Source organism: Geobacillus sp. 46C-IIa (assembly GCF_014679505.1).
Classification (GTDB): Bacteria; Bacillota; Bacilli; order Bacillales; family Anoxybacillaceae; genus Geobacillus.
In genome coordinates, this window is the sequence record NZ_CP061474.1 from 1243916 (window position 1) to 1269058 (window position 25143).

21 protein-coding genes, 2 pseudogenes and 2 CRISPR repeat arrays are annotated in these 25143 nt (G+C 44.7%); of the genes and pseudogenes, 19 read left to right on the forward strand and 4 right to left on the reverse strand.

Annotated features, from left to right (window positions below; translation table 11 throughout):
- Positions 1-196: 196 nt before the first annotated feature.
- Both IC803_RS06375 and IC803_RS06380 read right to left on the reverse strand, forming a co-directional pair.
- Positions 197-529, reverse strand: coding sequence for a hypothetical protein (locus IC803_RS06375; RefSeq protein ID WP_081210141.1), 333 nt, complete (start codon positions 527-529; stop codon positions 197-199).
- 68 nt (positions 530-597) lie between these two features.
- Positions 598-1059 carry a CBO0543 family protein gene (locus IC803_RS06380; RefSeq protein WP_081210139.1) on the reverse strand — a complete coding sequence of 154 codons (462 nt, stop codon included), beginning with the start codon at positions 1057-1059 and terminating at the stop codon, positions 598-600.
- 219 nt (positions 1060-1278) lie between these two features.
- Between IC803_RS06380 and IC803_RS06385 the strand changes: the two genes are divergently transcribed.
- The 10 genes from IC803_RS06385 to cas2 all read left to right on the forward strand — a co-directional run bounded on the left by IC803_RS06385 (position 1279) and on the right by cas2 (position 13073).
- On the forward strand, positions 1279-1605 hold the full coding sequence (locus IC803_RS06385; RefSeq protein WP_081210137.1) for a nucleoside triphosphate pyrophosphohydrolase: 327 nt from the start codon (positions 1279-1281) through the stop codon (positions 1603-1605).
- On the forward strand, positions 1598-4045 hold the full coding sequence (locus IC803_RS06390; protein ID WP_081210201.1) for a DEAD/DEAH box helicase family protein: 2448 nt from the start codon (positions 1598-1600) through the stop codon (positions 4043-4045). Before IC803_RS06385 ends, IC803_RS06390 begins: the two co-directional genes overlap by 8 nt.
- A gap of 222 nt (positions 4046-4267) precedes the next feature.
- A CRISPR array of direct repeats spans positions 4268-4685; the repeat unit is 29 nt; unit sequence GGTTTATCTGAACGTAGTGGGATTTAAAG.
- Positions 4686-5133: 448 nt separating this feature from the next.
- Positions 5134-5727 carry a CRISPR-associated endoribonuclease Cas6 gene (cas6, locus tag IC803_RS06395; protein WP_223812029.1) on the forward strand — a complete coding sequence of 198 codons (594 nt, stop codon included), beginning with the start codon at positions 5134-5136 and terminating at the stop codon, positions 5725-5727.
- On the forward strand, positions 5724-7523 hold the full coding sequence (locus tag IC803_RS06400) for a type I-B CRISPR-associated protein Cas8b1/Cst1 (RefSeq protein WP_081210133.1): 1800 nt from the start codon (positions 5724-5726) through the stop codon (positions 7521-7523). The genes cas6 and IC803_RS06400 overlap by 4 nt, the downstream gene beginning before the upstream one ends.
- Positions 7520-8407 carry a type I-B CRISPR-associated protein Cas7/Cst2/DevR gene (cas7i, locus tag IC803_RS06405; RefSeq protein ID WP_081210131.1) on the forward strand — a complete coding sequence of 296 codons (888 nt, stop codon included), beginning with the start codon at positions 7520-7522 and terminating at the stop codon, positions 8405-8407. Before IC803_RS06400 ends, cas7i begins: the two co-directional genes overlap by 4 nt.
- Positions 8408-8409: 2 nt before the next feature.
- Positions 8410-9111 carry a type I-B CRISPR-associated protein Cas5b gene (gene cas5b, locus IC803_RS06410; protein ID WP_081210129.1) on the forward strand — a complete coding sequence of 234 codons (702 nt, stop codon included), beginning with the start codon at positions 8410-8412 and terminating at the stop codon, positions 9109-9111.
- Positions 9077-11311, forward strand: a complete 2235-nt coding sequence (cas3, locus tag IC803_RS06415; RefSeq protein ID WP_223812030.1) for a CRISPR-associated helicase Cas3' — start codon at positions 9077-9079, stop codon at positions 11309-11311. The genes cas5b and cas3 overlap by 35 nt, the downstream gene beginning before the upstream one ends.
- Positions 11312-11325: 14 nt before the next feature.
- Entirely contained in the window at positions 11326-11823 is a 498-nt protein-coding gene (gene cas4, locus IC803_RS06420; RefSeq protein ID WP_081210127.1) for a CRISPR-associated protein Cas4, read from the forward strand.
- A complete protein-coding gene (gene cas1b / locus IC803_RS06425; RefSeq protein ID WP_081210125.1) occupies positions 11823-12806 on the forward strand; it encodes a type I-B CRISPR-associated endonuclease Cas1b in 984 nt (327 codons plus the stop codon). The genes cas4 and cas1b overlap by 1 nt, the downstream gene beginning before the upstream one ends.
- Before the next feature lie 3 nt (positions 12807-12809).
- Positions 12810-13073: a CRISPR-associated endonuclease Cas2 gene (cas2, locus tag IC803_RS06430; protein WP_013144995.1), complete on the forward strand. Its 264-nt coding sequence runs from the start codon at positions 12810-12812 to the stop codon at positions 13071-13073.
- Positions 13074-13269: 196 nt separating this feature from the next.
- Positions 13270-16019: direct repeats of the CRISPR family, unit length 29 nt; unit sequence GGTTTATCTGAACGTAGTGGGATTTAAAT.
- 120 nt (positions 16020-16139) lie between these two features.
- On the opposite strand, the gene IC803_RS06435 is transcribed toward cas2, so the two are convergent.
- Positions 16140-16541 (reverse strand): IS630 family transposase, encoded by a 402-nt coding sequence (locus IC803_RS06435; RefSeq protein ID WP_223812065.1) that lies wholly within the window; start codon positions 16539-16541, stop codon positions 16140-16142.
- A 316-nt stretch (positions 16542-16857) separates the two neighbouring features.
- Positions 16858-17346 (reverse strand): M20/M25/M40 family metallo-hydrolase, encoded by a 489-nt coding sequence (locus IC803_RS06440; RefSeq protein ID WP_233134474.1) that lies wholly within the window; start codon positions 17344-17346, stop codon positions 16858-16860.
- A gap of 90 nt (positions 17347-17436) precedes the next feature.
- Here IC803_RS06440 and IC803_RS06445 point away from each other — a divergent pair.
- From IC803_RS06445 to IC803_RS06485, 9 genes and pseudogenes are all read left to right on the forward strand, one after another.
- Positions 17437-18137, forward strand: a pseudogene (locus IC803_RS06445) (M20/M25/M40 family metallo-hydrolase); the annotation flags it as partial.
- A 190-nt stretch (positions 18138-18327) separates the two neighbouring features.
- Positions 18328-18453 carry an AAA family ATPase gene (locus tag IC803_RS18105; protein ID WP_223812066.1) on the forward strand — a complete coding sequence of 42 codons (126 nt, stop codon included), beginning with the start codon at positions 18328-18330 and terminating at the stop codon, positions 18451-18453.
- A gap of 295 nt (positions 18454-18748) precedes the next feature.
- Positions 18749-20387: pseudogene (gene cdr / locus IC803_RS06455) on the forward strand (CoA-disulfide reductase).
- Positions 20388-20553: 166 nt separating this feature from the next.
- Entirely contained in the window at positions 20554-21147 is a 594-nt protein-coding gene (locus IC803_RS06460; protein WP_081210123.1) for a hypothetical protein, read from the forward strand.
- Between the two features lie 254 nt (positions 21148-21401).
- Positions 21402-22109, forward strand: coding sequence for a cytochrome c biogenesis CcdA family protein (locus IC803_RS06465; RefSeq protein ID WP_081210121.1), 708 nt, complete (start codon positions 21402-21404; stop codon positions 22107-22109).
- Positions 22110-22127: 18 nt separating this feature from the next.
- Positions 22128-22682: a TlpA disulfide reductase family protein gene (locus IC803_RS06470; protein ID WP_081210119.1), complete on the forward strand. Its 555-nt coding sequence runs from the start codon at positions 22128-22130 to the stop codon at positions 22680-22682.
- Between the two features lie 25 nt (positions 22683-22707).
- Complete coding sequence (locus tag IC803_RS06475; protein ID WP_081210117.1) at positions 22708-23076, forward strand: YidH family protein; 369 nt, start codon at positions 22708-22710, stop codon at positions 23074-23076.
- 310 nt (positions 23077-23386) lie between these two features.
- Positions 23387-24586 carry an FAD/NAD(P)-binding oxidoreductase gene (locus tag IC803_RS06480; protein WP_081210115.1) on the forward strand — a complete coding sequence of 400 codons (1200 nt, stop codon included), beginning with the start codon at positions 23387-23389 and terminating at the stop codon, positions 24584-24586.
- Positions 24587-24599: 13 nt separating this feature from the next.
- Positions 24600-25142 carry a hypothetical protein gene (locus tag IC803_RS06485; protein WP_081210113.1) on the forward strand — a complete coding sequence of 181 codons (543 nt, stop codon included), beginning with the start codon at positions 24600-24602 and terminating at the stop codon, positions 25140-25142.
- Position 25143 lies beyond the last annotated feature (1 nt).

The following is a 25143-nucleotide window of genomic DNA, read 5'->3' on the forward strand; positions in this document are numbered from 1 at the left end:
TTTCTCAAACAGAGAAATCTTGAGATCATTGACTTTTCGATACTCACAAACCGTTGTGCGAAGGGGAAATGACTGTGTTTCGTCATCTTTGTAGGCATAACATTCACTCATTGGAGAAAAAGAAGGGGGCGGATCAAGGTGATTCACTGGCAGCCTCGGCGTCCCCAAGCTCTAGCACGTGCGTCCGCTCTGCATTTTACACAGCAAGCTCCGCTTGGCGGCGGATGCGCCCTTTCATAAAGAGAAGCCGATGGCCGTCGACGGTCAAATCGATCATCGCTCCATCGAGCACATCGCGTCCTGACTTCCGTTCATTCGCCTGCAAATACGCCACCCGATACCACTTTTTCCCGTATTCAAAGTACATATACCGCCCACGGCGAAAATCGATCCAAAACTTCACCTCCTCGCCGTTCACGGTCTTCCATACATACCCCCACGCCCGATCTTGGCGAACCGGCGCCATTTTCGGCCGCGCGGAATTGATGGCTTCGTAATACAGGCGGTGTTCGATGTCAAACAGCACCACGATTTTTGTCCCCTTTCAAAAATGGACTATAGTATATGTATAGCGCTTCAGGGGAAAAGTAGACATGCCTATTTCTTCGTCTCCCCAATCAGCCGCTTTGTAAGCAACCGAACCGCGAGCGTTAAGGAGAACATGGTCACAAATGAGTGCTTCCATGTCCAGCGGTGGTACTTAATCAAATCCGTATACCGCTCAAATATTACCTCTAGCCCTGTCAATGCCGCCGCATATCCCGCACATTGCGCTGCCACGCCCAACCTGCGCGAACGCCTTGATGTCGCATACACATATACGCTAACGACCGGATAGAGAAGATATTCAAAAATGACACTATTGTCCGTATAAGCCGCAAAAAAACGGACCGGATACTCGAGTAGCCCGGCCCCAGCCACGATCGCGCCGAAAAAACCCGTTGCATACGCGTTTAGTAAAAACGACAACCATACTTCCTTATTTGGCAAAAAACGGAAACTAAGCAAAAGCAACCCGATGCCGATCGCCACAAGTAGCCAAAGAATGAGCCATTCCATACAAACCTCCAAGCACGAATCACGTCGATTTTTCTTTAGTATGGCACGGCGGAGGGGGGAGTATGTGAAGTTTTTGGTTTATTATTTTGTAACGATTGATACCTATTTTAGTAGAAACAATAGTTCTTAGAAAACAGAAGGATTTCAGCTATTCTTTCTATGAAAAAAAAGTAGGATTTTGTAAAATAACAGTATAGTCTTGTAAATGGAGGAATGGATATGCCGATATACAACAAACTCGTTCGCGACCGCATCCCGGCCATTATCGAACAAGCAGGAAAAACGTTCACCGCTCGCATACTCAACGAGGAAGAATATAAGAAAGAACTGCAGAAGAAAGCGTTTGAAGAGCTTGAGGAGTATGTTCAGGCAGCGACCGACGAGGCCGCCATCGAAGAGCTTGCGGATGTGTTGGAAATTATTCATGCCTTAGCCGCATGTCATGGCGTTTCGATCGAACAAGTGGAACAAATCCGGGTCCAAAAAGCAGAAGAACGCGGGGGCTTCCGTGAAAAAATTTTTTTAGTCGAGGTTCATGATGAGTAAAATCGAGTTGATTTCACGGCGGCTCATTGACAAGCTGCAGGAACAAATAGGCCGCTCATCGACGATATACATATTGACGTCGTTTGCCATGAAATCCGGGGTCCGCCTATTGAAGGACAGTTTGCGGGCAGCGGCAGAGCAGGGGGCAGACATCAAAATTTGTGCTGGTGATTACTTGTTTGTCACTCAGCCGGAAGCGCTGCGTGAACTGATTTCGATTCATCCTGACATCGAAGTGCGTCTGTTTAGAAGTGATGGGATTTCGTTTCATCCGAAGGCTTATCTGTTTGAGGACAGCGAACAAGGCTACTTTATCATCGGGTCTTCTAATTTATCTCATTCAGCTCTCACAGACGGCATCGAGTGGAATGTGGGGCTGGATAAAAGTGTTGATGAAGATGTATTTGACGAAGCGATGAAGCAGTTTTTAAAGCTGTTTTACGCTCCGGAAACGGTGCCGGTCAACGCCGAAACGATCGCTGACTATGAAAAACAGTATCAGGACTATCACCGGCGGCACCCAAACTTAGCTCGCATATGGGCGGAGACTGAGGAAATCGAGTTGATGCTTCCGTCGGAAACGGAGAAGAAGCAAGAGGGAGAGACAGCGGACAAGGCCGATGTTGTCCATGAAACGGCGGCGTCATATGGAACGATTCAGCCGCGCTTTGCCCAAGTTGAGGCGTTGGAGCGGTTGGAAGCGGCCTATGAAGAAGGATACGATAAAGCCATGGTTGTCATGGCGACCGGGCTTGGGAAAACGTATTTGGCCGCTTTTTTTGCCCGCCGTTTTGCGCGGGTGCTGTTTATCGCCCATCGCGAAGAAATTCTTCGCCAGGCGAAGCAGTCGTTTGAACGCGTGATTCCTGATCGAACAGCAGGACTGTACGATGGCAATCAAAAAGAAGGAAATGCCGACATGGTGTTTGCCTCGATCTTTACACTAAGCATGAAAAAACATTTGCTTTCGTTTGATCCTAACGCATTTGACTTGATCATTGTTGACGAGTTTCACCATGCGGCAACCCGCTCGTACGAACGCGTCCTTCGTTATTTTCAGCCGAAATTTTTGCTTGGCATCACTGCCACTCCAGATCGGAACGACAATAAAGATGTGTACGCGATTTGCGATGGAAACGTTGCCTACCGCATTGACTTTATTGAAGCAGTGCAGCGCGGTTGGCTTGCGCCGTTTCGGTATTATGGCGTGTACGATGACACGGATTATTCGCAAATCAAATGGCTCGGCAGCCGCTATGATGAGGAAGAATTGCTTCAAGCACAGCTTCGCGAGGAGATGGCGGAAAACATTTTGCGAGCATGGGAGCAGTATAAGAAAACAAGAACACTTGTCTTTTGTTCATCGATTCGGCAAGCCGATTTCTTGTGCGAATATTTCCGCCGCCATGGCTACCGGACTGTCAGCCTTCACTCGAAGCAAACGGACATCCCGCGCCAACAGGCCATTGCCATGTTGGAACACCGTGAACTGGACGCTATTTTCACCGTCGACTTGTTCAATGAAGGGGTCGATATTCCTTCTGTCGATACACTTTTGTTCGTGCGGCCGACGGAATCGTTGACCGTCTTCACTCAGCAAATCGGGCGCGGGCTGCGGCTGTATGAGGGCAAGGACTACTGTGTGATCATTGATTTAATCGGAAACTACCGCAATGCCGATGTCAAACTGCGCCTGTTTGATGCACAGCGGGGCGAAACGAGGAAAAAGGAGAGGGAATCCGTTGTGCCAACGATTCCGGAAGCGTGCGAACTGCATCTCGATGTTCAAGCCATCCATCTTCTCGAGGAGATGCAGAAAAAACGCCAACCGCGCAAAGAACGGTTGCTGGCCGATTACAGACAGCTCAAGCAAGAGCTTGGACGTCGTCCGAGCTACTTGGAGTTGCACTTACACGGCAGAAGTGAAGCTGCGGAATATAAATCAGAGTTTAAATCGTATGTTGGCTTCCTTTATTGGGCAGGGGAGCTGTCGGATTTAGAGAAGGAAGTGTTTCTCAAGCATGAACAGTGGCTTGTTGAGGTTGAGCGGACGGTAATGTCGAAAAGCTATAAAATGGTTGTCTTAAAAGCCATGCTCGAGCGTGGGCCTTCGGGCTGGTATGAGCCCATCACTCCGCAACAAGCGGCACCGTTCTTTCACCGGTATTTAACGGAAAAAGAATACCGGAAGCGTATCGATTTTTCCGATGGGGAAACGAGACGTATTTGGGAGTACGATGAGGAAAAGGTGAGCAAATTGATTGCCCGCATGCCGATGACAAAATGGAGCAGCAGTTCAAGGGGGCTGATCTCCTTTGAAAACAACGTGTTTGCACTCCAATTTTCCATCGCGCATGAACATGAAGAAATCTTGTACAATTGGACGAAAGAAGTTTGCGAGTATCGGTTGCATGTGTATTTTGAAAGGAAAGAGAGATGAAAAATTGATATATACAGTTGTTTCATTGGACGTTAAAAATCTGCAGTGAACCTCATTTTGATGGATAAACGGGGAAAGGCTTGGTTTATCAAGGGAAGTGACTCATTATTTGTATAACATAGAAAACACGATGATCGCTTTACTGCAAAATGAGGTATCATAGCTGTGTAGACGTTAGCCAGAATTGTGCATTACAGCAATAGTTTTGTTTTGTGATCGACAGGTTTATCTGAACGTAGTGGGATTTAAAGCGCAATAGCCGACCACATGCGGCTCTTCCTGACGGGGTTTATCTGAACGTAGTGGGATTTAAAGGAAAATAAATATCGCCATTTTCCACTAACACTTGCGGTTTATCTGAACGTAGTGGGATTTAAAGATGACTTTATTGCGGCAAAGTTGACGAAAGAACAGCGGTTTATCTGAACGTAGTGGGATTTAAAGTCACGAGGGTTTCGCCGTATCGTTCGGACCCGCCTCGGTTTATCTGAATGTAGTGGGATTTAAGGGTGTATACGGGCGCATACGTCCGCACTCTCGGCCGTCGGTTTATCTGAACGTAGTGGGATTTAAAGCTGAAAGCAACAACTTCGTCCTAAAAGGGATTGCCCTTTTTATTTGAACCTAGCGGGCTTTAAATTTAAATAAAAAAGTACTTTATAAAGAATATCGTGCATGGAGCAGTGGTGACTATGTAGTGATGGGTAAAGCCATCGACAGGGGGGCACATTGCCTGAACGCATGAGGATCAATATGTAAAACAATGCTTGACATGATAAGTCTGAAACGGGCGAATCGACTCATTGGCAGAATGCTTTGATAGGAGGCATTCTGCTTTTTTGTAGCAACAAATACAAAAAAACAACAAGGCTTATCTAAAAATTTTATTAAGTGACAAATTGCGACAAAATTTTTATCTATAACAAGATAATATATAGGTAAAAAGGAGGTGCATCATGAGACTTATCTGTTCTTTTGTTGCTGAAAAAATGCCTATTTCATACCGGATGATGTTAGTATCTGTGATAAAGGAGTCATTACGAATATCGGATGAACAATATTATAAGCGTTTTTATGAAAACACATCCATGAAACCGTTTGTGTTTTCCACATATTTGAAAGACTTTCATTTTGTTGATCAGGAAGTTCATGTAAAGGGTTTGACGATAACGATCAGTTCTCCTGATCATGAGTTTTTGTTGCACTTGTACAACGGTTTGCAGCGAAAACAAGCATTCTCGTATAAGCAATACCAGCTTGTGAAAGAAAGGATTCGCATGTTACCAGAAAAAACGGTCACAGATTCTACGGTTGTATTTCGTACTCTGTCCCCGCTGCTTGTAGAAGACGAGAACCAAAAACCCGTCTACCCGGATGATCCTGGCTATGAGGAACATGTAAACTATTTGGCTGATTTGATTTTGCGGCAATATCGTGGGAAAGGGTTATTTTTGCCGCTTATCGTGCGGCCGTTGCGGTGGCGAAAGGTTGTCGTGAAAGAGACGAATCACGAATTTGAAGCTGTACATGGGAAGAACCGTTTTTTGTATTTTACTGCTCACCATGGATGGTTTTCTTGTACAGGACATCCGCAAGATTTACAACTGTTGTATCAGCTTGGTCTATCGAAACGGCGCAATCAAGGATTCGGTTTGCTTGAGATCGAGGGGGTGCGGGGATGAAGCTGGAACTCCGCATGGGCGATTGGATGGTGACAATGGGGCTTGTCGGGCTATATCGGGTGTTTGAGTATGGGTTGCGGAATGGAGTGATTGATCAGCGATACCGACAAAGCGTTTTGGTTCTCCCACAGGGGCTTGAAGTCGAGACAGATGTGCTTCCGCAGTTACCCCGAGCCTATTTCCTTTATTTGATTGATGAATACAGCGCCGCAAAGCGAGAAAGCGAACGATTGCTTTTTTACATGGAACAGGCGAAAAGAGAGAACTTATTTTCCACCGCTTCATCGAATATAAAAAAGGTGATTACTGACATAGGCAAGAGAATTCAAAAGTATTTTCCAAATGAACCGGTTGAACCGTTATTTGAGAAGCTTAAATCTATCAAAAAACCGACACAATGGGATCAATTGCAGGAATGTGTTTCTGATTTTCAGAAAATGATCCGGAAAGAAGCAATTAACGAAAAGTTGACATTAAATTACTTTAAAGCAGCAATTTTGAAGTCTTTTTTTGGACAAGTATCGTTTTTGAATGTGTCGAAAAATTATTTGGATTTGGAAGGACATATTGAACAATTTCAAACGGATTATATTGGACCAGTGCAATACGATCTTCAGTTGGAGTACACTTTGCAGTCTGCCTCTAAAGTAGATGAGATTTTGAGCTTTTTAGATCAACACGTAGATTACGGGCCGTTTAAGGCATTGAAGAAAGCGTGGAAAAAGAAAACATTATCACAAGTACGGGAAGAAGCAAAACGATTGGCCGAATGCATGCTTTTTCCAGGACATTTCGCTTTTTATAACTTTGAGGAGATGGTATTTTCACCGATTGGGTTGTCCAAGGGCAATGCTTTAAATTTTAACTGGAATTTACAAGACAAACAGCCGAAGCCTATTTCCTCATTGGCCAAGCTCGTGTTGTTTTTCGCTCCGGCGGGAGCTGCTATTTATTCGAAAAGAGAGCAATCATATGATCAAGGAGAATATCGAACGTATGCTGGATTTGTGCAGTCTGACGCTGCATTCCCTGAAATTTTGCAGAAAAATAATCATTTCAAACAGATGAAGCAACAGAAAGATCCGTTTGATCATATTGTCAGTAAACTCGTTCAGAGTATAACAACAGAAGCGAGATATGTAATCGATCATTTATTTTTCTTGGAATTTTCTTCTGACTACGACAGCAAAAAAACCCATTTGCACTATTATCATCTTCCGCTGTATTTAGCTCGTTATTTCGTGGAATATCCAGGGAAATTAGACTATGTGCATTACGAATATCGTGAACAGTTTATTCAAGAGGTGTTGCGCGGAGTGGATCCTGCTCAAGCGATTTATCGATATCTGCGTGATTGCATCGAAAATGGGCGTTCACATATTGGCCCTTATATCGCCGTCCGCGAGCGTAACCGCATTATGCAACTGAAAAAAGGAGTGAAGGGAATGGAAAAAACAGACAAGAGAGTGTATGCTTTGTACCGAAGTGGTCAGGAGATCCGCAAAACAGTGGAACAGGCAGGGGCTCCGAAAGCGGCTGGGCACTATTCTGCTAGTCCAAGCAAAAAAATTAGCTCCATTGCCTATCGGTTGTTAAATGCGGCCAAGGCAGGCGATCGTAAAAGCTTCCTAGATACGCTGTTCCGGCTTCATATGTCAGCGGAACGTCCGATTTCTCCGCTTTTCCTGAACGCGTTGCATGAACGTGATCTCGATTTCACTACTGTAGCGAACGCATTTATCGCTGGATTGCTTTCCCAAGAAGGACAAGGAGAACAAGAGGAGGTTGTGTCATGACAAAAACGTTGACAATGACCATTGTTTTTCAAGCGGGGTCACTAAACTATGGAGAGGGCATTGCAAATATTTCTGAATTAAAAAAGTTTCATCGTGGTAACGGGGAGGCGTATACATACGCATCACGGCAAAGTTTGCGCTATGACATCGTCCGTCTGGGCAATGAGGTGTTTGATTGGAATTTGAATACGGTTGATAAGGCAAGCGGAGTCGTTCAATTCAGAAAAGAGGTTACTATCCAGGATTCCGTTGAAATGGATTTGTTCGGGTATTTAAAAACAGACCGAAACTCACAAAAACGCGCCGCTGTCGTGCGGTTAAGCCACGCCATTTCACTTGAGCCGTATAAGAGCGATTTGGAGTTTTTGAATAATATGGGGCTAGCCAGTCGCATTGGAGCAGATCCGAATTTGGCTCAAATCGAGCAACATCAAAGTTTTTATTCCTATACGATTACGATTGATTTGGGTCGTATCGGTGTTGACGGGGAGATCGAACTGCCCAATCACGAAAAAGCGAAGCGCGTAAATCAATTGCTTGACATTGTGAAAATGCTCAATCGCAATATCCGTGGCCGTCGCGAAAATTTATCCCCGTTGTTTGTAATCGGTGGAGTGTATGATGCAGCGAACCCATTTTTCCTCGGGAAAATTCGACTTGAGTCTTCGCCGCGGGGGTGGGAAATTGAGCTTGCGCCTATCGCTGATACGATGGCACAAACGTTTGCGGGCAAACAAATTGCTGACGAAACGCGCATCGGGTTAGTGAGCGGGATATTTGCCAACGAAGAGGAATTTTCCAAACAGTTTGCGGAAAAGACTGGTTCAGTCGAGCAATTTTTCCGGCATATGGCGGAACAAGTTCAAATGTACTATGGTGAATGACAATGAAGGCATTACGTTTGAAACTGTTTCAAGAAACGGCATGTTATAAAAAACCATTCGCTTCCAAGGTAGCAGAGACCTACCCTCTTCCGCCTTATTCTACTGTCAAAGGGATGATTCATGCTTTGCTTCGTGCCGATCGATTCATTTCGATGCGTTTAAGCGTTCAAGGAGAGTATGAGGCGAAGCTGCTCGATTATCAGCGCCATTACTTTTTCAAAAAACTTGATACCGTTGCTTTCCCATTAATTTTGGATGGAATTCAAGAGAATCGGTTTGTGTACGATACAAACGGGATTTCGACAATGCCGATCTATACTCACATGCTGTATGGAGTGAATTTGTTGATTCATGTTGAAGTGGAAGATAGTGTTCTTGAGCAGGTAATTCAGGCGATTGAGGGGGGCGGTATTCATTACAGTCTTGGTCGGTGGGAAGATTTAGTCCGCATTGATGAATATAAAATCGTCTTTGTCGAGGAGTTGGACGAAGAAAAAGATTTACGTTACCATGCGTATATTTCTGATCATCTGCTGGATATAGATACAAGGCACATCCCATACGAGATCCCTTGGAAATATGAGATTGTGAATGGAGTGCGAAAATGGGAAAAGGTGAAAGTTGGATACGTACCAAAAGGAACAACAGCTCCAGAAGGAGTATGCATTGATGAGGATGGAGAGCTTGTATTTTTCCATCTATAAGCCAGGAGGAAGGAAAACAACTATGTTTTATGCGAAGTCTGAGACAAAAGAGGCGATCCGTGAACATACGGATCGTCTTCTTGATAATTGGGAGTTGTTGCGAGACTGTTATGGGGAGCGATTCGTTCGTATGAATGAACGAATGTGGGAACTGTTACGATTGGCGATTGAGTACCATGACATTGGTAAGGCAAATACGGCATTTCAAAATAAAATTCGCCGTGCTATCCAAGAGGAAGTTCTTGAAACAGATTGCGATGTTGATGTTCCGCACAACTACTTATCCGTTGGCCTTGTTCCATTCAACAAATTGAATTTGACTAAGGAAGAAACACGTCTGTTAACCCATGCCATCGGTTACCACCATGAGAGGGATAAGCGGCCTGATAAAGAAGCGATCCGTCTTGTATTGGAAAGCGATTTATACTTGCAAAGAGAAAAGATTGTCAAACATATGAATCTGCCTGTAGTAGAAAAGTTATCTTTTCGATTCGTCGATCATTTGTTGCGGAGATATACCATCCATGACGGAGAAGCATTCTGGGACTATGTGCTAATAAAAGGACTCCTTCAACGGATCGACCACGCTGCTTCAGCGCATCTCCCCGTAGAGTCCTACACGGATCAGCATGTAGGTGTTTATGTACGCCATTATATGAAGAGGCAGTCATTTCAATTGAATGACTTGCAACGTTTTACAGCGAGCCACACGAATAAAAATGTTGTTGTCATTGCGCAAACGGGGATGGGAAAAACAGAGGCTGCCTTGTTATGGATTGATCGTGATAAAGCGTTTTTCACTTTACCACTTCGGGTTAGTATTAATGCAATTTATGAAAGAATCCGTCATCAAATGGGGTGCGAAGCAGTTGGTCTCTTGCATTCTACAAGTGCGTTTTATTTAGCAGAACGAGGGGAAGAAAATTGGGAAGTGATTAAACAACAGTCACAACAATTGTCCATGAAACTGCTTTTGACAACTGTTGACCAAATTTTAAAATTTCCTTTTTATTACCGAGGGTTTGAAAAAGAATTAGCAGGCATGGCCAATGCAAAGGTAGTCATTGATGAAATCCAGGCGTATGATCCCAAAATTGCTGCGATGCTGATTAAATCACTCGAAATGATTAAAAAAGTAGGCGGCCAGTTTATGATTATGACAGCAACGTTGCCGACTTTATATTTAGATGAGTTAAAACGGCGAAACATCGTCGATGAAGATTGTACCGTTTTCGGGAAATTCATTGACAACGAGAATCATCGCCATCGCATTCAGTTTCACGACCGGGAAATCACAGAGGGGATAGAGGATTTTATCAAGGCAGCCCGTTCAGCCCAAGTGTTAGTCATTGTAAATACTGTCCGTCGGGGGATCGAATTGTACGAACACTTATCCGATATGGACGCCGATATCCCTGTTTATTTATTGCATTCGCAATTCACGCAGGAAGATCGACAAGGGTTGGAACGGCGAATCAAAGAGTTCAATATGGCAAAGGAAAAAGGGATATGGATTACAACTCAGCTTGTCGAAGCAAGCATTGATATTGATTTTGACTATTTATTTACGGAGATGTCCCCGTTGGACAGTCTATTTCAGCGTTTGGGTCGTTGTTACCGAAGAAGATCTATTCAAGGGGAACAATGCAATATTCATATTTTTACCCAAAACGTTTCCGGGGTTCCATCGGTATACGATGAGCATCTTGTTCGTGAAAGTATTTGTTTGTTAGAGCCTTATGATGGAAAAATTCTCGATGAGCGGTCAAAAGTGGAACTGGTCGAAAAGCTGTACGAACGTGAGCGATTAAAAGGAACCGCGTTTTTGCAGGAATTTGAGGATGCCTTATCGATGTTCGATCATTTAGATCCGTATGAACTCAATAAACAGGAGGCGCAACGGAAACTGCGCGATATCCAGACCATTCCCGTCATCCCACGGCGGATATATGATCGAATCGCAGATCTCATAGAGGAGTATCGCCGCTGCCGGAACGGGAAAGAACGAATTGGCTTGCGGATGGGAGTAGAAAAGAAAACGATCAGTGTCCATCGTTTCCTTGCCGAGAAATATGTGTCGGAGCGGTTGCCGAAGCCGTTTGAACATATATATATCATCGATGTAGAATATGATTTCGACCAAGAAAACGGGAAAGGAACTGGAATTCAGTTTGATAAATCTCTACCTGCTTTCTACTAAGGAGTGTGTGGCCGGTGGCAAGCGGTGTTCAAATTCATTATTACAAAGTGTGCAAACGGAAACTGTGGCTATTTTCCAAAGGGATCGGGATGGAAGAAGAACATGAACGGGTGATCGAAGGAAAGATTCTTCATGAACGAGCCTATCCACGTTTAAATGAAAGGGAAATTCTCATTGATAACGAGTTTAAGCTTGATGTATTAGAGGACGAATATGTTCGTGAAATTAAAGTTTCAAGCAAAATGGCGGAAGCAGATCGCTTTCAAATGCTGTATTATCTTTATGAACTAAAGAAAAGGGGAATGTATAAAAAAGGTTTGATCAGTTATACAAAGGAAAGAAAAACAGAAGAAGTGATTTTAACAGAAGAAGATGAACAAAAGATTGAAGAAGCACGAAAAGACATTTATCAAATTTTGCAGCGTCCCTCTCCCCCTTCTCTGAAAAGATTGCCGTATTGTTCGAAGTGTGCATATTACGAATTTTGTTATGCACTGGAAGGTGACGAATGATGTTGAAAGATCATTATATTTTTTCGAACGGGCGGCTCAAGCGAAAGGACAATACGATTTATTTTTTAGATGAAAAAGAAAACAAGAGATCGCTTCCTGTGCATCAAATCGAAAATTTATATGTATTTGGGGAAGTAGACTTCAACTCCGCGTTGCTTAATTTGTTAAGCCAGCATGAGGTCCATTTGCATATTTTCAACTATTACGGGTTTTATGCAGGAACGTTCTGTCCACGAAACAGGAAAGTGTCCGGTTTTACTGTTGTGCAACAGAGTGCCCATTATCTCGATAAAGGAAAACGGCTATATATAGCAAAAATGTTTTTGGAAAGCGCTGTGCATCATATGTTGCGGAATATTCGCAGACATAAAGAGAAGACAGGGGTCTGTATCCATCAAATCGAAGAAGAGGCAAAAAAATTGGACGCAGCGAGTACCGTTCAAGAGTTAATGGGAATTGAAGGACGGATTCGCCAACATTATTATCAATCATTTAATGACATTTTGAGGCAGGATTTTACGTTTGAAAAGCGGACAAAGCAGCCTCCACGTGACCCGCTGAATGCTTTGATCTCATTCGGAAATTCACTGTGTTATACAACGGTATTAGGTGAAATCTACAAAACACCGCTTGATCCTACGGTTAGTTTTTTGCATGAACCGTCGACAAGGCGATTTTCATTAAGTTTGGATTTAGCCGAAATCTTTAAGCCATTGATCGTCGATCCGGTTATTATCGCTTCCATTAACAATCGGATCATTACCAATAAACATTTTGATGATATAGATGGAATGGTATTTTTAAATGAGGAAGGAAAGAAAAAGTTTATTATTGAGTGGGAGAATAAATTGGCTACATCCATCCAACATCGGAAGCTGAAAAGAAAAGTGAGTTATCGGCATTTTATACGATTGGAATGCTACAAGCTCATTAAACATTTCATTGGGGATGAACTATATAAACCGTTGAAAGCGTGGTGGTGAAACATGTTTGTTATCATTACGTATGACGTAGCGGAAAAGCGGGTCAACAAAGTTTGCAAAAAATTAAAGGAATATCTGACTTGGACGCAAAATAGCGTATTTGAAGGGGAGATTTCGAAAAGCCTGCTGATGAAGTGCATGTATGAATTGGAGATGATCATTGATAAAGAAGAAGACTCCATTTACTTATACGAAGTAGGAAATCCGAAGAATATAAAAAAGCGGGTATTTGGTCAGGAAAAGAATTTTGATGAGTTATTTCTTTGAGTTTTAACAATTTGCAGTGAACCCCATTTCAGTGGATAAATGGGGAAATGCTTGATTTATCAAGGGAAGTGCCTCATTATTTGTATAACACGGAAAACACGATTACCGCTTTACTGCAAAATGAGGTATAATGGACTGTGTAGGTGATAGCGCAAATTGCCTACTACATCAATAATTTTATTTTGTGATCGACAGGGGTTTATCTGAACGTAGTGGGATTTAAATGAAGCTTATGGAACAAAAACTAAATGGGATGAATTAGGTTTATCTGAACGTAGTGGGATTTAAATTTTTCCAGCCAAGCCAGAGCCGCAGCGGGCGCACTTGGTTTATCTGAACGTAGTGGGATTTAAATTCAGAGCAACTGGAAATGATAATGGAGCAAATCAAGGTTTATCTGAACGTAGTGGGATTTAAATAGTGTTGAAAAGTGTTGAGGAAGAAATCAGCTTAGCGGTTTATCTGAACGTAGTGGGATTTAAATTTTACAGCAAGTACATTTCTTGAGAAGGGGCTGACAGGTTTATCTGAACGTAGTGGGATTTAAATATGAATCGGGACGTATGGATTTAGTTGATTATTCGGGTTTATCTGAACGTAGTGGGATTTAAATGGAAGAAAAAATCGCCCTCTATCAAGAGGAACTTCCGGTTTATCTGAACGTAGTGGGATTTAAATCATTGCTATACATGGCTCGCCCGGACGAAACAAGAATGGTTTATCTGAACGTAGTGGGATTTAAATTCTAGGGCTTCTTTTGGAAGAAAAGTGGACAAACAGGTTTATCTGAACGTAGTGGGATTTAAATCGAGCTTCTCACCATCCGGGGACGTCTCTTCCTTGGTTTATCTGAACGTAGTGGGATTTAAATGGCATTGGATAAACGGGATGAGGAGTGGTTTCATGGTTTATCTGAACGTAGTGGGATTTAAATTCAAATGGTTTAACGAACAAGACTGGGAGAGATAGGTTTATCTGAACGTAGTGGGATTTAAATCAAGGGATCGAGCGATATAGGCAAAAACGTGATAAGGGTTTATCTGAACGTAGTGGGATTTAAATTTGGAAATGAGAAATGTGCTTCTTTTAATTATTATGGTTTATCTGAACGTAGTGGGATTTAAATAGCTCTGCTTTTATGATTTGATTGGCGTCGATCGTGGGTTTATCTGAACGTAGTGGGATTTAAATTTTTCGTGATGTAAAATAGCCCCCGTCATACCCTTGGGTTTATCTGAACGTAGTGGGATTTAAATCTCGTCCTATCCGTAAAAGTCTTTTCTGTCAACAAGGTTTATCTGAACGTAGTGGGATTTAAATAAGAAGAGGAAAAGTTGGTTATTGACGGGGTTGTCGGTTTATCTGAACGTAGTGGGATTTAAATGAAAGATTGTTCTGCAAAAAAGATGGAACTGTTTGGCGGTTTATCTGAACGTAGTGGGATTTAAATTGCCGAACCGGAACCGATAAGGTATATACAGATTGCGGTTTATCTGAACGTAGTGGGATTTAAATAGGATGGAGCTGTTGCTTGATATTGTTGAGATGATCGGTTTATCTGAACGTAGTGGGATTTAAATTGTGAAAAATCGTGGATTGCTGACAGCATAGGAAAGGTTTATCTGAACGTAGTGGGATTTAAATTTTTCGTGATGTAAAATAGCCCCCGTCACACACTTGGTTTATCTGAACGTAGTGGGATTTAAATGTGTATGAAGAAGTTGACGGCGACTTTGAAATCATAGGTTTATCTGAACGTAGTGGGATTTAAATTTAAACTTCTCTTTTTTGTCGCTGATAATCGTTCGGAAGGTTTATCTGAACGTAGTGGGATTTAAATTGGGCATTACGACTATTAGGGGGGGCGTGCAGATTGGGTTTATCTGAACGTAGTGGGATTTAAATAGCAAGCTTATGAGCGTTTTATGCGAGAGGAGGAGCGGTTTATCTGAACGTAGTGGGATTTAAATATGAAAATCGCAAACAAAAAAGAGAAACGATTGATTGAGGTTTATCTGAACGTAGTGGGATTTAAATAATTATAAAAGAACTGCGGTTCAAGCAAACAAGTCTGGTTTATCTGAACGTAGTGGGATTTAAATTGGCTTTGGCCGGAGCAAGAAGAACGGCACGTGTTGGTTTATCTGAACGTAGTGGGATTTAAATATTGATGAAAAAGAACGGAACACCGTTTTGGATACGGGTTTATCTGAACGTAGTGGGATTTAAATCAATCTTCCGATACGTCTTTTCCCCAATCCCCTGCGGTTTATCTGAACGTAGTGGGATTTAAATCTCTAATCCGTTCCCATTCCCTGCTATGATAGAACGGGTTTATCTGAACGTAGTGGGATTTAAATGCTGTACGGGATAAATACAGGCATTTATTCCTTATCGGTTTATCTGAACGTAGTGGGATTTAAATTCAATCTCCTCGCCTGTGACCGCGTCGATCACAACGGTTTATCTGAACGTAGTGGGATTTAAATTTCAAATACATTAATCATATGTTGATCAATATCCTCGGTTTATCTGAACGTAGTGGGATTTAAATGGACATGGTTGGTGACGCATGCGGGAATGGTTAGGGGGTTTATCTGAACGTAGTGGGATTTAAATCCTTTTCATCCGGTGTCAGCATCGTCAAAAACTCAGGTTTATCTGAACGTAGTGGGATTTAAATTCCGTAAAAGTCTTTTCTGTCGACAACCTCGAAAGGGTTTATCTGAACGTAGTGGGATTTAAATACGAATTACCGGAAATCTTTAAATTTTGGAGCAATAAGGTTTATCTGAACGTAGTGGGATTTAAATTAATTTAATCGTGTTTTCGGGATATAAGTTCATGAGGGGTTTATCTGAACGTAGTGGGATTTAAATATAATTAGGAGAAGTGTCAATCGTGTTCAATGGAAAGCGTTTTATCTGAACGTAGTGGGATTTAAACAAAGGTTGTGTAAATGTATCGGTATTTAGGGTACCGTCAAGAATTTTGTGTAATGTAAGATAGATAGGGTATATCTGAAATGGATTTATATACATGCAACATGAAGAGTTAACTTCTCAATCATCCTGCACACCCCAAGCGCTGCAGCACTTCCTCTGGACGTTCGTGGATGTAGTGGACAAACCGAATAATGGCTTGAATGATATCATGGCGATCTTTGTGAAACACATTGGCCCTCACTGTATCTTTCCGCCATTTCCATAAGCGTTCGATCGGATTCAGTTGCGGTGAATATGGGGGAAGGTAAATAAAGTGAAAACACTGCCCTTCTTTCGGCAAAAACTCCTTGACCATTTTGGCATGGTGAATGCGGGCGTGATCCAACACCAAGATCATGAGGCGGTCCGGATTGCGCTCTTTGAGCATTCTCAAGAAATCCAAGAACGTCGCGGCATGGGCAGCGGTCGTTTGATGAAGTACCGTTTCGCCATCGTGTATGCTGACCGCGCCAAACAGCGATATGTGGGCATGATGTCCGCACTCTAATCATTAAAGAGAGGGCTCTTTGAACGCCCGGCCGATAAAAGAAAACTCCCGCTTCAGGCGCATGGGGGCATAGCCCGGCGCTGAGCGGGAGGGGAATGTCGATTGGCGGCAGCCAAAACGCATGGCATGGATCAATAGCAGCAACCACTGTAGGTTTGTTTGGGGCTAAACCGCCGCTTTAGTTTTGTACGGTCGTCCGCTGTTCGATGAACGGACTTAACAGATTTTGGTCGAATGCCGTCTCAAGCAGCAACACCGTTTCAAGGGCGGCTTGGCAGTCGAGCGTTTCGTCTTAGGTACGTTCGTTTTGGTAGCCGACAGACAAATTGACGGATGGAATGCCGAAGGAGGCGAATACGTTCGCATCGCTTAGGCCGCCTGTCGTTGTTTTCCAATCGGGCATGCCGGCGAGCGCTCCGGCTTGTTCGAACAATTGCCCGTATTCATCCGGGCAAAACGGTGTGCTACCGTTGGAGATGACGATGTCGCGGGTGCCGCGGCGGTCAACGACGATGGCGGCATCAACGTCGTGCAAAAAGTCGCGGTCGAGATGGCGCGAACCAAGGCAGCCGGTTTCTTCTTGGACGGTAAAGGCGATTTTCAGTGTGCCGTGGAATCGGGAATGACGGACGACATTCATCAGTTCGAGGATCGCCGCAATGCCCGCGCGGTCGTCAGCGCGAAAATGCCGGATGAAGCGCGCAGCGTATTCTCGTTGTACACGAGGGCGCGGGTCAGGCGGGAACGAGCAGACCGTGTCCATATGGGCGGATAGAAGCACAGTCGGGCCGCCTCCGCAAGGATGGTCGCGAGCAAGTTGCCATAGTGGTCGATGTGCAGTTCGTCTGCTTTTGAACGCAATCTTCTTTGCATTCATTTGCTTCCGATGCATCCGGCGGGTGTGGTCGGGTACCATAGCGGGCATTCGATGGCCGGCCGGGCTTATTTAAAAGTGGAAATTCAAGGGCGCGGTGGCCACGGCTCTTCCCCCATAAAGCCAATGACGCGATCGTGGCGGGAGCGTATTTCGTCACCGCGGCGCAAACGATTGTCAGCCGCCGGTTGAATCCGTTTGACATGGGGGTCATTACGATCGGCTCCTTCGATGGAAAAGGAACGTTTAACGTCATTCGCGATCATGTGACGCTCGAAGGAGATATTCGTTATATGTCTAATGAAACGAAAGAGATCATTGAAACGGAGCTGCGGCGGATCGCTGCCGGAATCGAAGCGGAATTTAGGGTGAGATGCGAGCTGACGTTCGCTCCTGACTACCCGCCGCTGTATAATGATGCGGAAGTGACGGCGTTTGTGAAGAAGTGCCTCGAAAACGCCAATGATCCGGACATTCAGGAAGTCGTCGAGTACCCGATGTTGTCGCCTTCGGACGATTTTGCCTACTATTTGGAACAAATCCCTGGCTGTTACTTTTATGTGGGGCGCACGTCAAAAGACGTCGAACAGCCGTACTTTAACCATCATCCGAAGTTTGATATTGACGAGGACGCCCTGCTTGTCGCGGCGAAAGCGGTAGGTTATGTCGTTTGCGCGTATTACGGACTTGATTCATAGCAATTGTTTTGGCAAGAGAGGCATCGTTGACTGCCTTCCTTATTTTTTGGGGCGGATAGCGGTGTGCGTTGCATATGTTTTGTTTCGCTGTACGAGCTAAAACTCATTATAGAAAACTATGTTCTAAATAATTAATAAATTAAATATAAAACTGTTGTTTGGTCAGTCGTTATTAGGTCATCCAGCGCTCTTGCTTCTTGACGAGCCAACAAATGGTCTCGATCCGTTTTGGATCGACCGGTTTATCGACATTTTAAACCAGCGAAAAAATGAGGCAACGATCATTATATTTTCGACATATTTTCGACCCATATGATGGGCGTAGCTGCTGATGCCGGAGATATGATTCTTTTTATGAAAAACGGAGCGGTTGTTCAGCGAATCAAGGCTACCGATGGCGAATCGAAGGAACAAACGGTATGGCAACTGTTAGCTTTGCATGGAAGATAGTCGTATGGGTTGGCATTATTTATGTTGATGAGGCAAGAGAAGGGGGGTGAGAAATGTCACTGTTCCCCTTCTTCATGAGTGTTATTATACATATATGGGTATCTGTTTAAGAGGAGATTGCCCATGGGGGATGGATGAAACGAATGAGGAGGAGGAGCAAAATGAGAAAAATTGTTATTGTCGGCGGAGTGGCAGGGGGAGCGACGGCGGCTGCGCGCCTTCGCCGGTTGAGCGAAGAGGATCATATTGTCCTATTTGAGCGCGGTGAATACATTTCGTTTGCCAACTGCGGGTTGCCGTATTATATCGGGGGAGTAATTGAAAAGCGAGGCAAGTTGCTTGTGCAAACTGCGGACGGGATGGCGAAACGGTTTCGCATCGATGTTCGTACGCTGAGTGAAGTGACCGCCATTCACCGCGACCGCAAAACCGTTTCCGTCCGAAATGTAAAGACGGGGGAAGAGTATGAAGAAACATACGATATTCTCATTTTATCGCCGGGAGCGAAGCCGATTGTCCCGCCGATTCCGGGAATCGAAGAGGCGATTGTTTACGCTGCGCACGGTACCGGATACAGACCGCATCAAAGCGTATATTGACGAACAAACGCCGAGGCGCGCTGTTGTGATCGGCGGCGGATTTATCGGCGTGGAAATGGTGGAGAATCTAGTCCGACACGGCATCAAAGTGACCTTGGTCGAGCGGGCCAATCAAGTGATGGCGCCGGTGGATTATGAAATGGCAGCCATGGTTCATGCCCATATGAGGGAGCATGGGGTCGAGCTTTTGCTGGGAGATGGAGTGCAGGCGTTGGAAGAGCGCGGCCGCCGTGTCGTCCTAACGAGCGGGCGTGTGCTCGAAACGGATATGGTGATTTTGGCCATCGGCGTCCAGCCGGAAAGCGGGCTGGCCAAGGAAGCCGGCTTGGAGTTAGGCGTTCGCGGCACGATCAAAGTGAACGAGCATTTGCAGACGTCTGACCCGTCGATTTACGCCATTGGCGATGCGGTGGAAGTGAGACATTATATTCATGGGTTTGAAACGTTTGTACCGCTCGCTTGGCCAGCCAACCGACAAGGGCGGCTTGTTGCCGACCATATCCACGGTTTTGACGCGAAATATAGCGGCACATTGGGAACATCGATTGCGAAAGTGTTTGAACTAGCAGTCGCAGCGACAGGACTGAACGAAAAAACGTTGCGGTTGCTTGACCTTCCATATGAAGCCATCCATCTTCATCCGCTTAGCCATGCTGGGTATTACCCGCATGCTGCGCCGATGATGTTCAAATTGATTTTTGACCGCAACAGCGGGCGCATGTATGGCGCACAGGCGGTTGGAAAAGAAGGGGTCGACAAACGGATTGACGTCATCGCCACTGCGATCAAAGGGGGATTGACCGTCCGAGATTTGCCGGACTTGGAGCTGGCCTATGCGCCGCCGTTTTCTTCAGCGAAAGACCCGGTGAATATGGCAGGGTACGTCGCGTCGAATATCATGGACGGTCTTGTCGAGACCGTGTCATGGCATGAAATAGATCACATCGTTGCGAAAGGCGGCGTGTTGGTTGACGTGCGCACCAAAGAAGAGATCGCGCAGGGCATGATTCCCGGTTCGATCCACGTGTCGCTCGATGAATTGCGTGACCGTTTGCACGAACTTCCTAAAGAAAAAGACATCTATGTCATATGCCAAGCCGGGCTGCGTGGATATATCGCCGTCCGCATTTTGCGGCAGCATGGGTTTCGCGCGATCAACGTCGATGGCGGATATCGCTTGTATGCGGTTGCCAAACAATAGCGAATAGGACGTCTTGCCGATAGGGGCAAGGCGTTTTTCATTCGAACGACCTGTTTTTTCGGCAAACATTGACAACCAGTTAACAGCCAGCTAATATACCTATAGGGGTAGTTGTGAATCAAGATGCTTCCTTGCTCGAAAGCATCTGAAGGCAGGAGTGTAGCATATGGGTGATGTCATTGCCATAGGGCCGCTGCTGATTCGCACAGGCTGGATGATTTGGGTTGTTGCTGGTGTTGGAGGGTATTTGTTTTGGCGGGCGATTTGGACGGGTTCAAGCGAGCAGCGGAGAGCGATAGAGCAATTGTTCATAGATGGCGTATTGGTCTACATGCTTGTGTGGAAATTGAGCCCGATCATTGCAGATCCTTCTTTATTATGGCGCAATCCGCTCGGCGTCTTATATTTGCCGGGCGGAAGCAAAGGAGTGCTGTGGGGGGTGGCTGCGTCGGCGGCCCTGATTGTGTTTCGAACTTATCGTCGAAACATTTTTGGGCATGTGGTAGCGAATTCGTTCATTGCTGCTTATTTGGGTGCTCACTTCATATATTATTTGTTTGAGCGGCAATACGGGAAGCTGATGAGTCATTCTTCTCTTTTTTTTCGCCATCCGATCCATTTATATCAATTGCTGCTCTCCGTATTGGTCATGTTGTGGATGATCGGTCGAAGAAAGCCGATTGAAAGAGTAGACGGTCCATATTGGTTTTTCGCCGCATGGGGAGTTGGCCAATGGCTGATTTGGATGATCGCCCGATAATCGGCGTCTAGTGTGAAAAGGGGGAAAAGATGGCAAAAATCTCTAACTTACTTAAATGACTGGGACTATAACGCTGCTCGAAATCTTTTGCAGAAAAGGATTCGGTTGCTGTCTTTGTAAGGCAGCCCAAGCATGGGGCACACGGGGATCGCTCGGTCCACTTCCCGTCGTGAGAGGGGAATGACCCGGAAAGCCCCTACCCCTAAGCGGTGGGAGTATGCCACCGAAATCAAAAAGAAGGGGTGTTGATCCATATGTCAGCGATTTTCGCGTTTGTTGCAGGTGCTCTTTCTTTCTTTTCTCCTTGTATTTTTCCGCTTATTCCTGCTTATGTCGCTCATTTGACAGGGACGAAGGTGGCAGAAAACAAAATCCAAGCCGGAAAACGGGAAATTGTTCTTCGCTCCCTTGCTTTTATTGGCGGGTTCAGCGTCATTTTTGTGCTGATGGGCGCAACGGCAAGCGCGATCGGGCAAATGTTGATCCAATATCGAGGATTGATGGAAAAACTCGCGGGTCTATTTATTATCGTATTTGGGCTGCAAATGGCGGGTGTTCTCTCCTTTCGTCTGTTGATGAAGGAAAAACGTTGGGATACAAGCGCGAATAAAACGAGAGGGTGGCTCAGTTCTGTATTTGTCGGAATGGCGTTCGCCGCGGGTTGGACTCCTTGTGTGGGACTGACGCTGTCATCCATTTTGTTGTTGGCGAGTTCAATGGAAACGTTATATAGTGGAATGACACTTCTCTTGCTTTATTCTCTCGGATTGGGCGTCCCGTTTTTGTTCATTTCTCTCGTCATGACAAAATCATTGCAAATTATCAAAAATGTAAATCGCTGGATTCCGGTGTTGGCGAAAGTGAACGGCTGGTTGCTCGTTGTGCTTGGCGGGTTGCTTTATACGGGGCAGATGACGAAAATTAGCGCCTTGTTGTCAAGTTATTCGATCTTTTCGTTTTAAGGTGGAGGAGGAGGAAAATTGAAAAAAGCAGCCGTGGTATTGGTGCTTCTCGTGTTGACAGGATGGGCGATCTACGATGCGTTTTTACAAAAAAACAACTTTGAGAAAAAAACAGGAGGAATGAGCAGCAGCCAAGCAGTTGAAGGAATTGAAGTGGGAAACAGGGCGCCTGATTTTGCGTTGCGAACGCTTGACGGAAAAGAAGTGCGACTGTCCGATTTTCGTGGAAAAAAAGTGATTGTGAACATATGGGCAACATGGTGTCCGCCGTGTCGTGCGGAAATGCCGGATATGCAAACGTTTTATGAAGAATATAAAAATCAAGGAGTAGAGATTGTAGCGGTGAACTTGACTAAATCGGAGAAGAATTCGGAACAGGTGGCGCGCTTCATTGAAACGTACGGCATTACATTTACAGTGGTTCTCGATGAACAAGGGGAAGTATCTCAACGATACCAAGCCAAGGCGATTCCGACAAGCTATGTGATTGATTCAGAAGGAATCATCCGAAATAAAATGATTGGACCAATGAGCAAAGAGTGGATGGTGGAGCAGATGAAGCAAATGGACTAAATCAAAGGCAAAGGAGACAGTGAGGATGGAAAAGGAACAACGACAGACAACGGAGGATTCGAAATATATTCAACAACATTTGGCGAACGAGCGGACCTTTCTCGCTTGGATTCGCACGTCGATCGCGGTGGTCGGGATCGCGTTTTTGGTTATCAATTTGCATGAAAAGTCAACGAGCAGCGCATTGTCTACGGTGATTGTCCAATGGATCGGAGCATTGGCGGTCGTTATTTCCATCTGCACCATTATTTTTTCGACTGCTAGTTATGTTATAAAAACAAAACAAATTAATGAGCAGACATTCCGACCGTCACGTCCGTTAATTTGGTTTTTAGCGGCCTTGTTGTTGTTGATTACCGGATTGTTCGGTTACTATTTTTTCAGCTTGCTTTGATGGTATGGGAAACCTCAACAAGTTTCCGTCAGGCTGGCGGTTAGGGCACCAATGTCCATGAGCGAAAGGATTCAACGTTTCATTAAAAGCTATGGTTGAAACGAAGGGGGGGCAGGTCATTCGCTCCGGTCTTTTGAACAACATACTGTTGCATATTTCATTTGATCGAGGGATAGAAAAATACCCTCTTTCTTTTTTGGGATCAAACAGAATCAGGGAAATCCCCTATGGGTATATGAATGCATGATATATATAATGTAATTAAGTTAGTTAAATAGATTTAAATTCAAATATGAAGGAGTGATCGTAAATGGCGGGTGTGCATCATGTAAAGGTTGCGATTGTTGGAGCAGGCTCAGCGGGGATTTCCATTGCGGCCCGTTTATTAAGAAAAAATCGTGAGTTGCATGGTCAAGTGCTGCTCATTGATCCATCAGATAAACATTATTATCAACCACTCTGGACACTTGTCGGCGGTGGCGCAGCAAAAGCAGAAGATACCGTACGGGAGCAAGCATCGCTGATTCCGGAAGGGGCAAAGTGGCTCAAAGAAGCTGTGGAAACGTTCTCTCCGGAACACAATCAGTTGAGAACGAAAGAAGGTTCAACGATTCATTACGACTATCTTGTCGTAGCGGCTGGAATTCAAATCAACTGGGAACGCATTAAAGGTCTAAAAGAAACGATTGGAAGAAATGGGGTTTGCAGCAACTATTCCTATGACTATGTCCGGAGCACATGGGAAAACATCCGCCATTTTCGCGGCGGCACGGCCATTTTTACTCAACCAAGCACGCCGATCAAATGTGGCGGCGCACCGCAAAAAATCATGTATCTCGCCGATGATTATTTCCGCCAGTCGGGTGTGCGTGACCAAACAAAGATCATGTTTATTTCTGGTTTGCCTAATATTTTCGCTGTCAAACGATATGCGGATACGCTTGAAGAAGTCATTCAACGGAAAAATATTGAAACCAAGTATCGCGTAGACTTAGTTGAGATTGATGGAGAAGAGAAAAAAGCAACGTTCCAACATTTAGATACCAATGAACGTTTTACGCTAAGTTTTGATATGATTCACGTTACACCTCCGATGGGCCCACCCGACTTTATTGCCAAAAGCGCATTAGCTGATGCTGGTGGGTGGGTGGATGTCGATCCGTATACGTTGCAGCATAAAACATACAAAAATGTGTTCGGTTCTGGCGACTGTACGAATCTGCCTACGTCCAAAACGGGAGCAGCCATCCGGAAACAAGCGCCGGTCGTGGCAGAAAACTTGCTTGCGCTCATGCGCGGGAAGCTGTTGCACGCTCGCTATGACGGTTATACATCGTGTCCGCTTGTAACCGGTTACAATCGACTTGTTTTGGCTGAATTTGATTACGATAAAAATCCGCATGAAACGTTTCCATTTGACCAGTCGAAAGAGCGATTCAGCATGTATATCATGAAAAAGCACTTATTGCCAATCGTGTATTGGGACGGGATGTTAAAAGGATTGATGTGAAGGAGGGGAGAATATGTCGCTCGAACCTGTGTTGCAACTACTCGAAAAAGATGAACAACGCGAAGCGCTGCGGTATTTGATTGAAAAGCTCCCAGAACTAAAAAAAGCAATGGAGTCTGCGGAAGACAAACTCGCCTTTGTCCAACATGTCATGAACGATAAGCAATCGCTCGAAGCATTGTTTACCGAGTTCGAGGAAAAAATGGAGCCATTCCGATTGACGGCCGCGCACCTTGAAGCGATGGCAACGTTCATTCAGTTGCTGCCGACACTTGTTCAATGGTTGCAAAAAGCAGAGGAACTCATTTCGTTTTCCGTTAGTGTGCTTCGTGACCGCGAGTCGATGGCGTATATGGTGGAGGGAGCGAAAGAGATTGTTCCGGTTGAAAAAGGACTGGCCATTTTAAAAGAGACCAATGAACGTTTTCAGCGTGAACGTGATTCATCTACTGTTTCGCTGTTGCGCATGTATCGTTTGTTAAAACACCCGTTGCTCCAAGATGGTGTTAAATATATAGAGACGCTCTTGGATGTCATCCATCAACATCGTTTGTAAA

What these genes read in the sequence shown, in the direction of transcription:
- IC803_RS06485 (WP_081210113.1), top strand. Translation starts at nt 24,600, where the DNA reads ATGTCGCTCGAACCTGTGTTGCAACTACTCGAAAAAGATGAACAACGC.
- IC803_RS06475 (WP_081210117.1), top strand. Translation starts at nt 22,708, where the DNA reads ATGGAAAAGGAACAACGACAGACAACGGAGGATTCGAAATATATTCAA.
- cas3 (WP_223812030.1), top strand. Translation starts at nt 9,077, where the DNA reads ATGAGGATGGAGAGCTTGTATTTTTCCATCTATAAGCCAGGAGGAAGG.
- IC803_RS06385 (WP_081210137.1), top strand. Translation starts at nt 1,279, where the DNA reads ATGCCGATATACAACAAACTCGTTCGCGACCGCATCCCGGCCATTATC.
- cas6 (WP_223812029.1), top strand. Translation starts at nt 5,134, where the DNA reads ATGAAACCGTTTGTGTTTTCCACATATTTGAAAGACTTTCATTTTGTT.
- IC803_RS06400 (WP_081210133.1), top strand. Translation starts at nt 5,724, where the DNA reads ATGAAGCTGGAACTCCGCATGGGCGATTGGATGGTGACAATGGGGCTT.
- IC803_RS06480 (WP_081210115.1), top strand. Translation starts at nt 23,387, where the DNA reads ATGGCGGGTGTGCATCATGTAAAGGTTGCGATTGTTGGAGCAGGCTCA.
- cas5b (WP_081210129.1), top strand. Translation starts at nt 8,410, where the DNA reads ATGAAGGCATTACGTTTGAAACTGTTTCAAGAAACGGCATGTTATAAA.
- IC803_RS06465 (WP_081210121.1), top strand. Translation starts at nt 21,402, where the DNA reads ATGTCAGCGATTTTCGCGTTTGTTGCAGGTGCTCTTTCTTTCTTTTCT.
- cas2 (WP_013144995.1), top strand. Translation starts at nt 12,810, where the DNA reads ATGTTTGTTATCATTACGTATGACGTAGCGGAAAAGCGGGTCAACAAA.
- cas1b (WP_081210125.1), top strand. Translation starts at nt 11,823, where the DNA reads ATGTTGAAAGATCATTATATTTTTTCGAACGGGCGGCTCAAGCGAAAG.
- IC803_RS06380 (WP_081210139.1), bottom strand. Translation starts at nt 1,059, where the DNA reads ATGGAATGGCTCATTCTTTGGCTACTTGTGGCGATCGGCATCGGGTTG.
- IC803_RS06460 (WP_081210123.1), top strand. Translation starts at nt 20,554, where the DNA reads ATGGGTGATGTCATTGCCATAGGGCCGCTGCTGATTCGCACAGGCTGG.
- cas7i (WP_081210131.1), top strand. Translation starts at nt 7,520, where the DNA reads ATGACAAAAACGTTGACAATGACCATTGTTTTTCAAGCGGGGTCACTA.
- IC803_RS06390 (WP_081210201.1), top strand. Translation starts at nt 1,598, where the DNA reads ATGAGTAAAATCGAGTTGATTTCACGGCGGCTCATTGACAAGCTGCAG.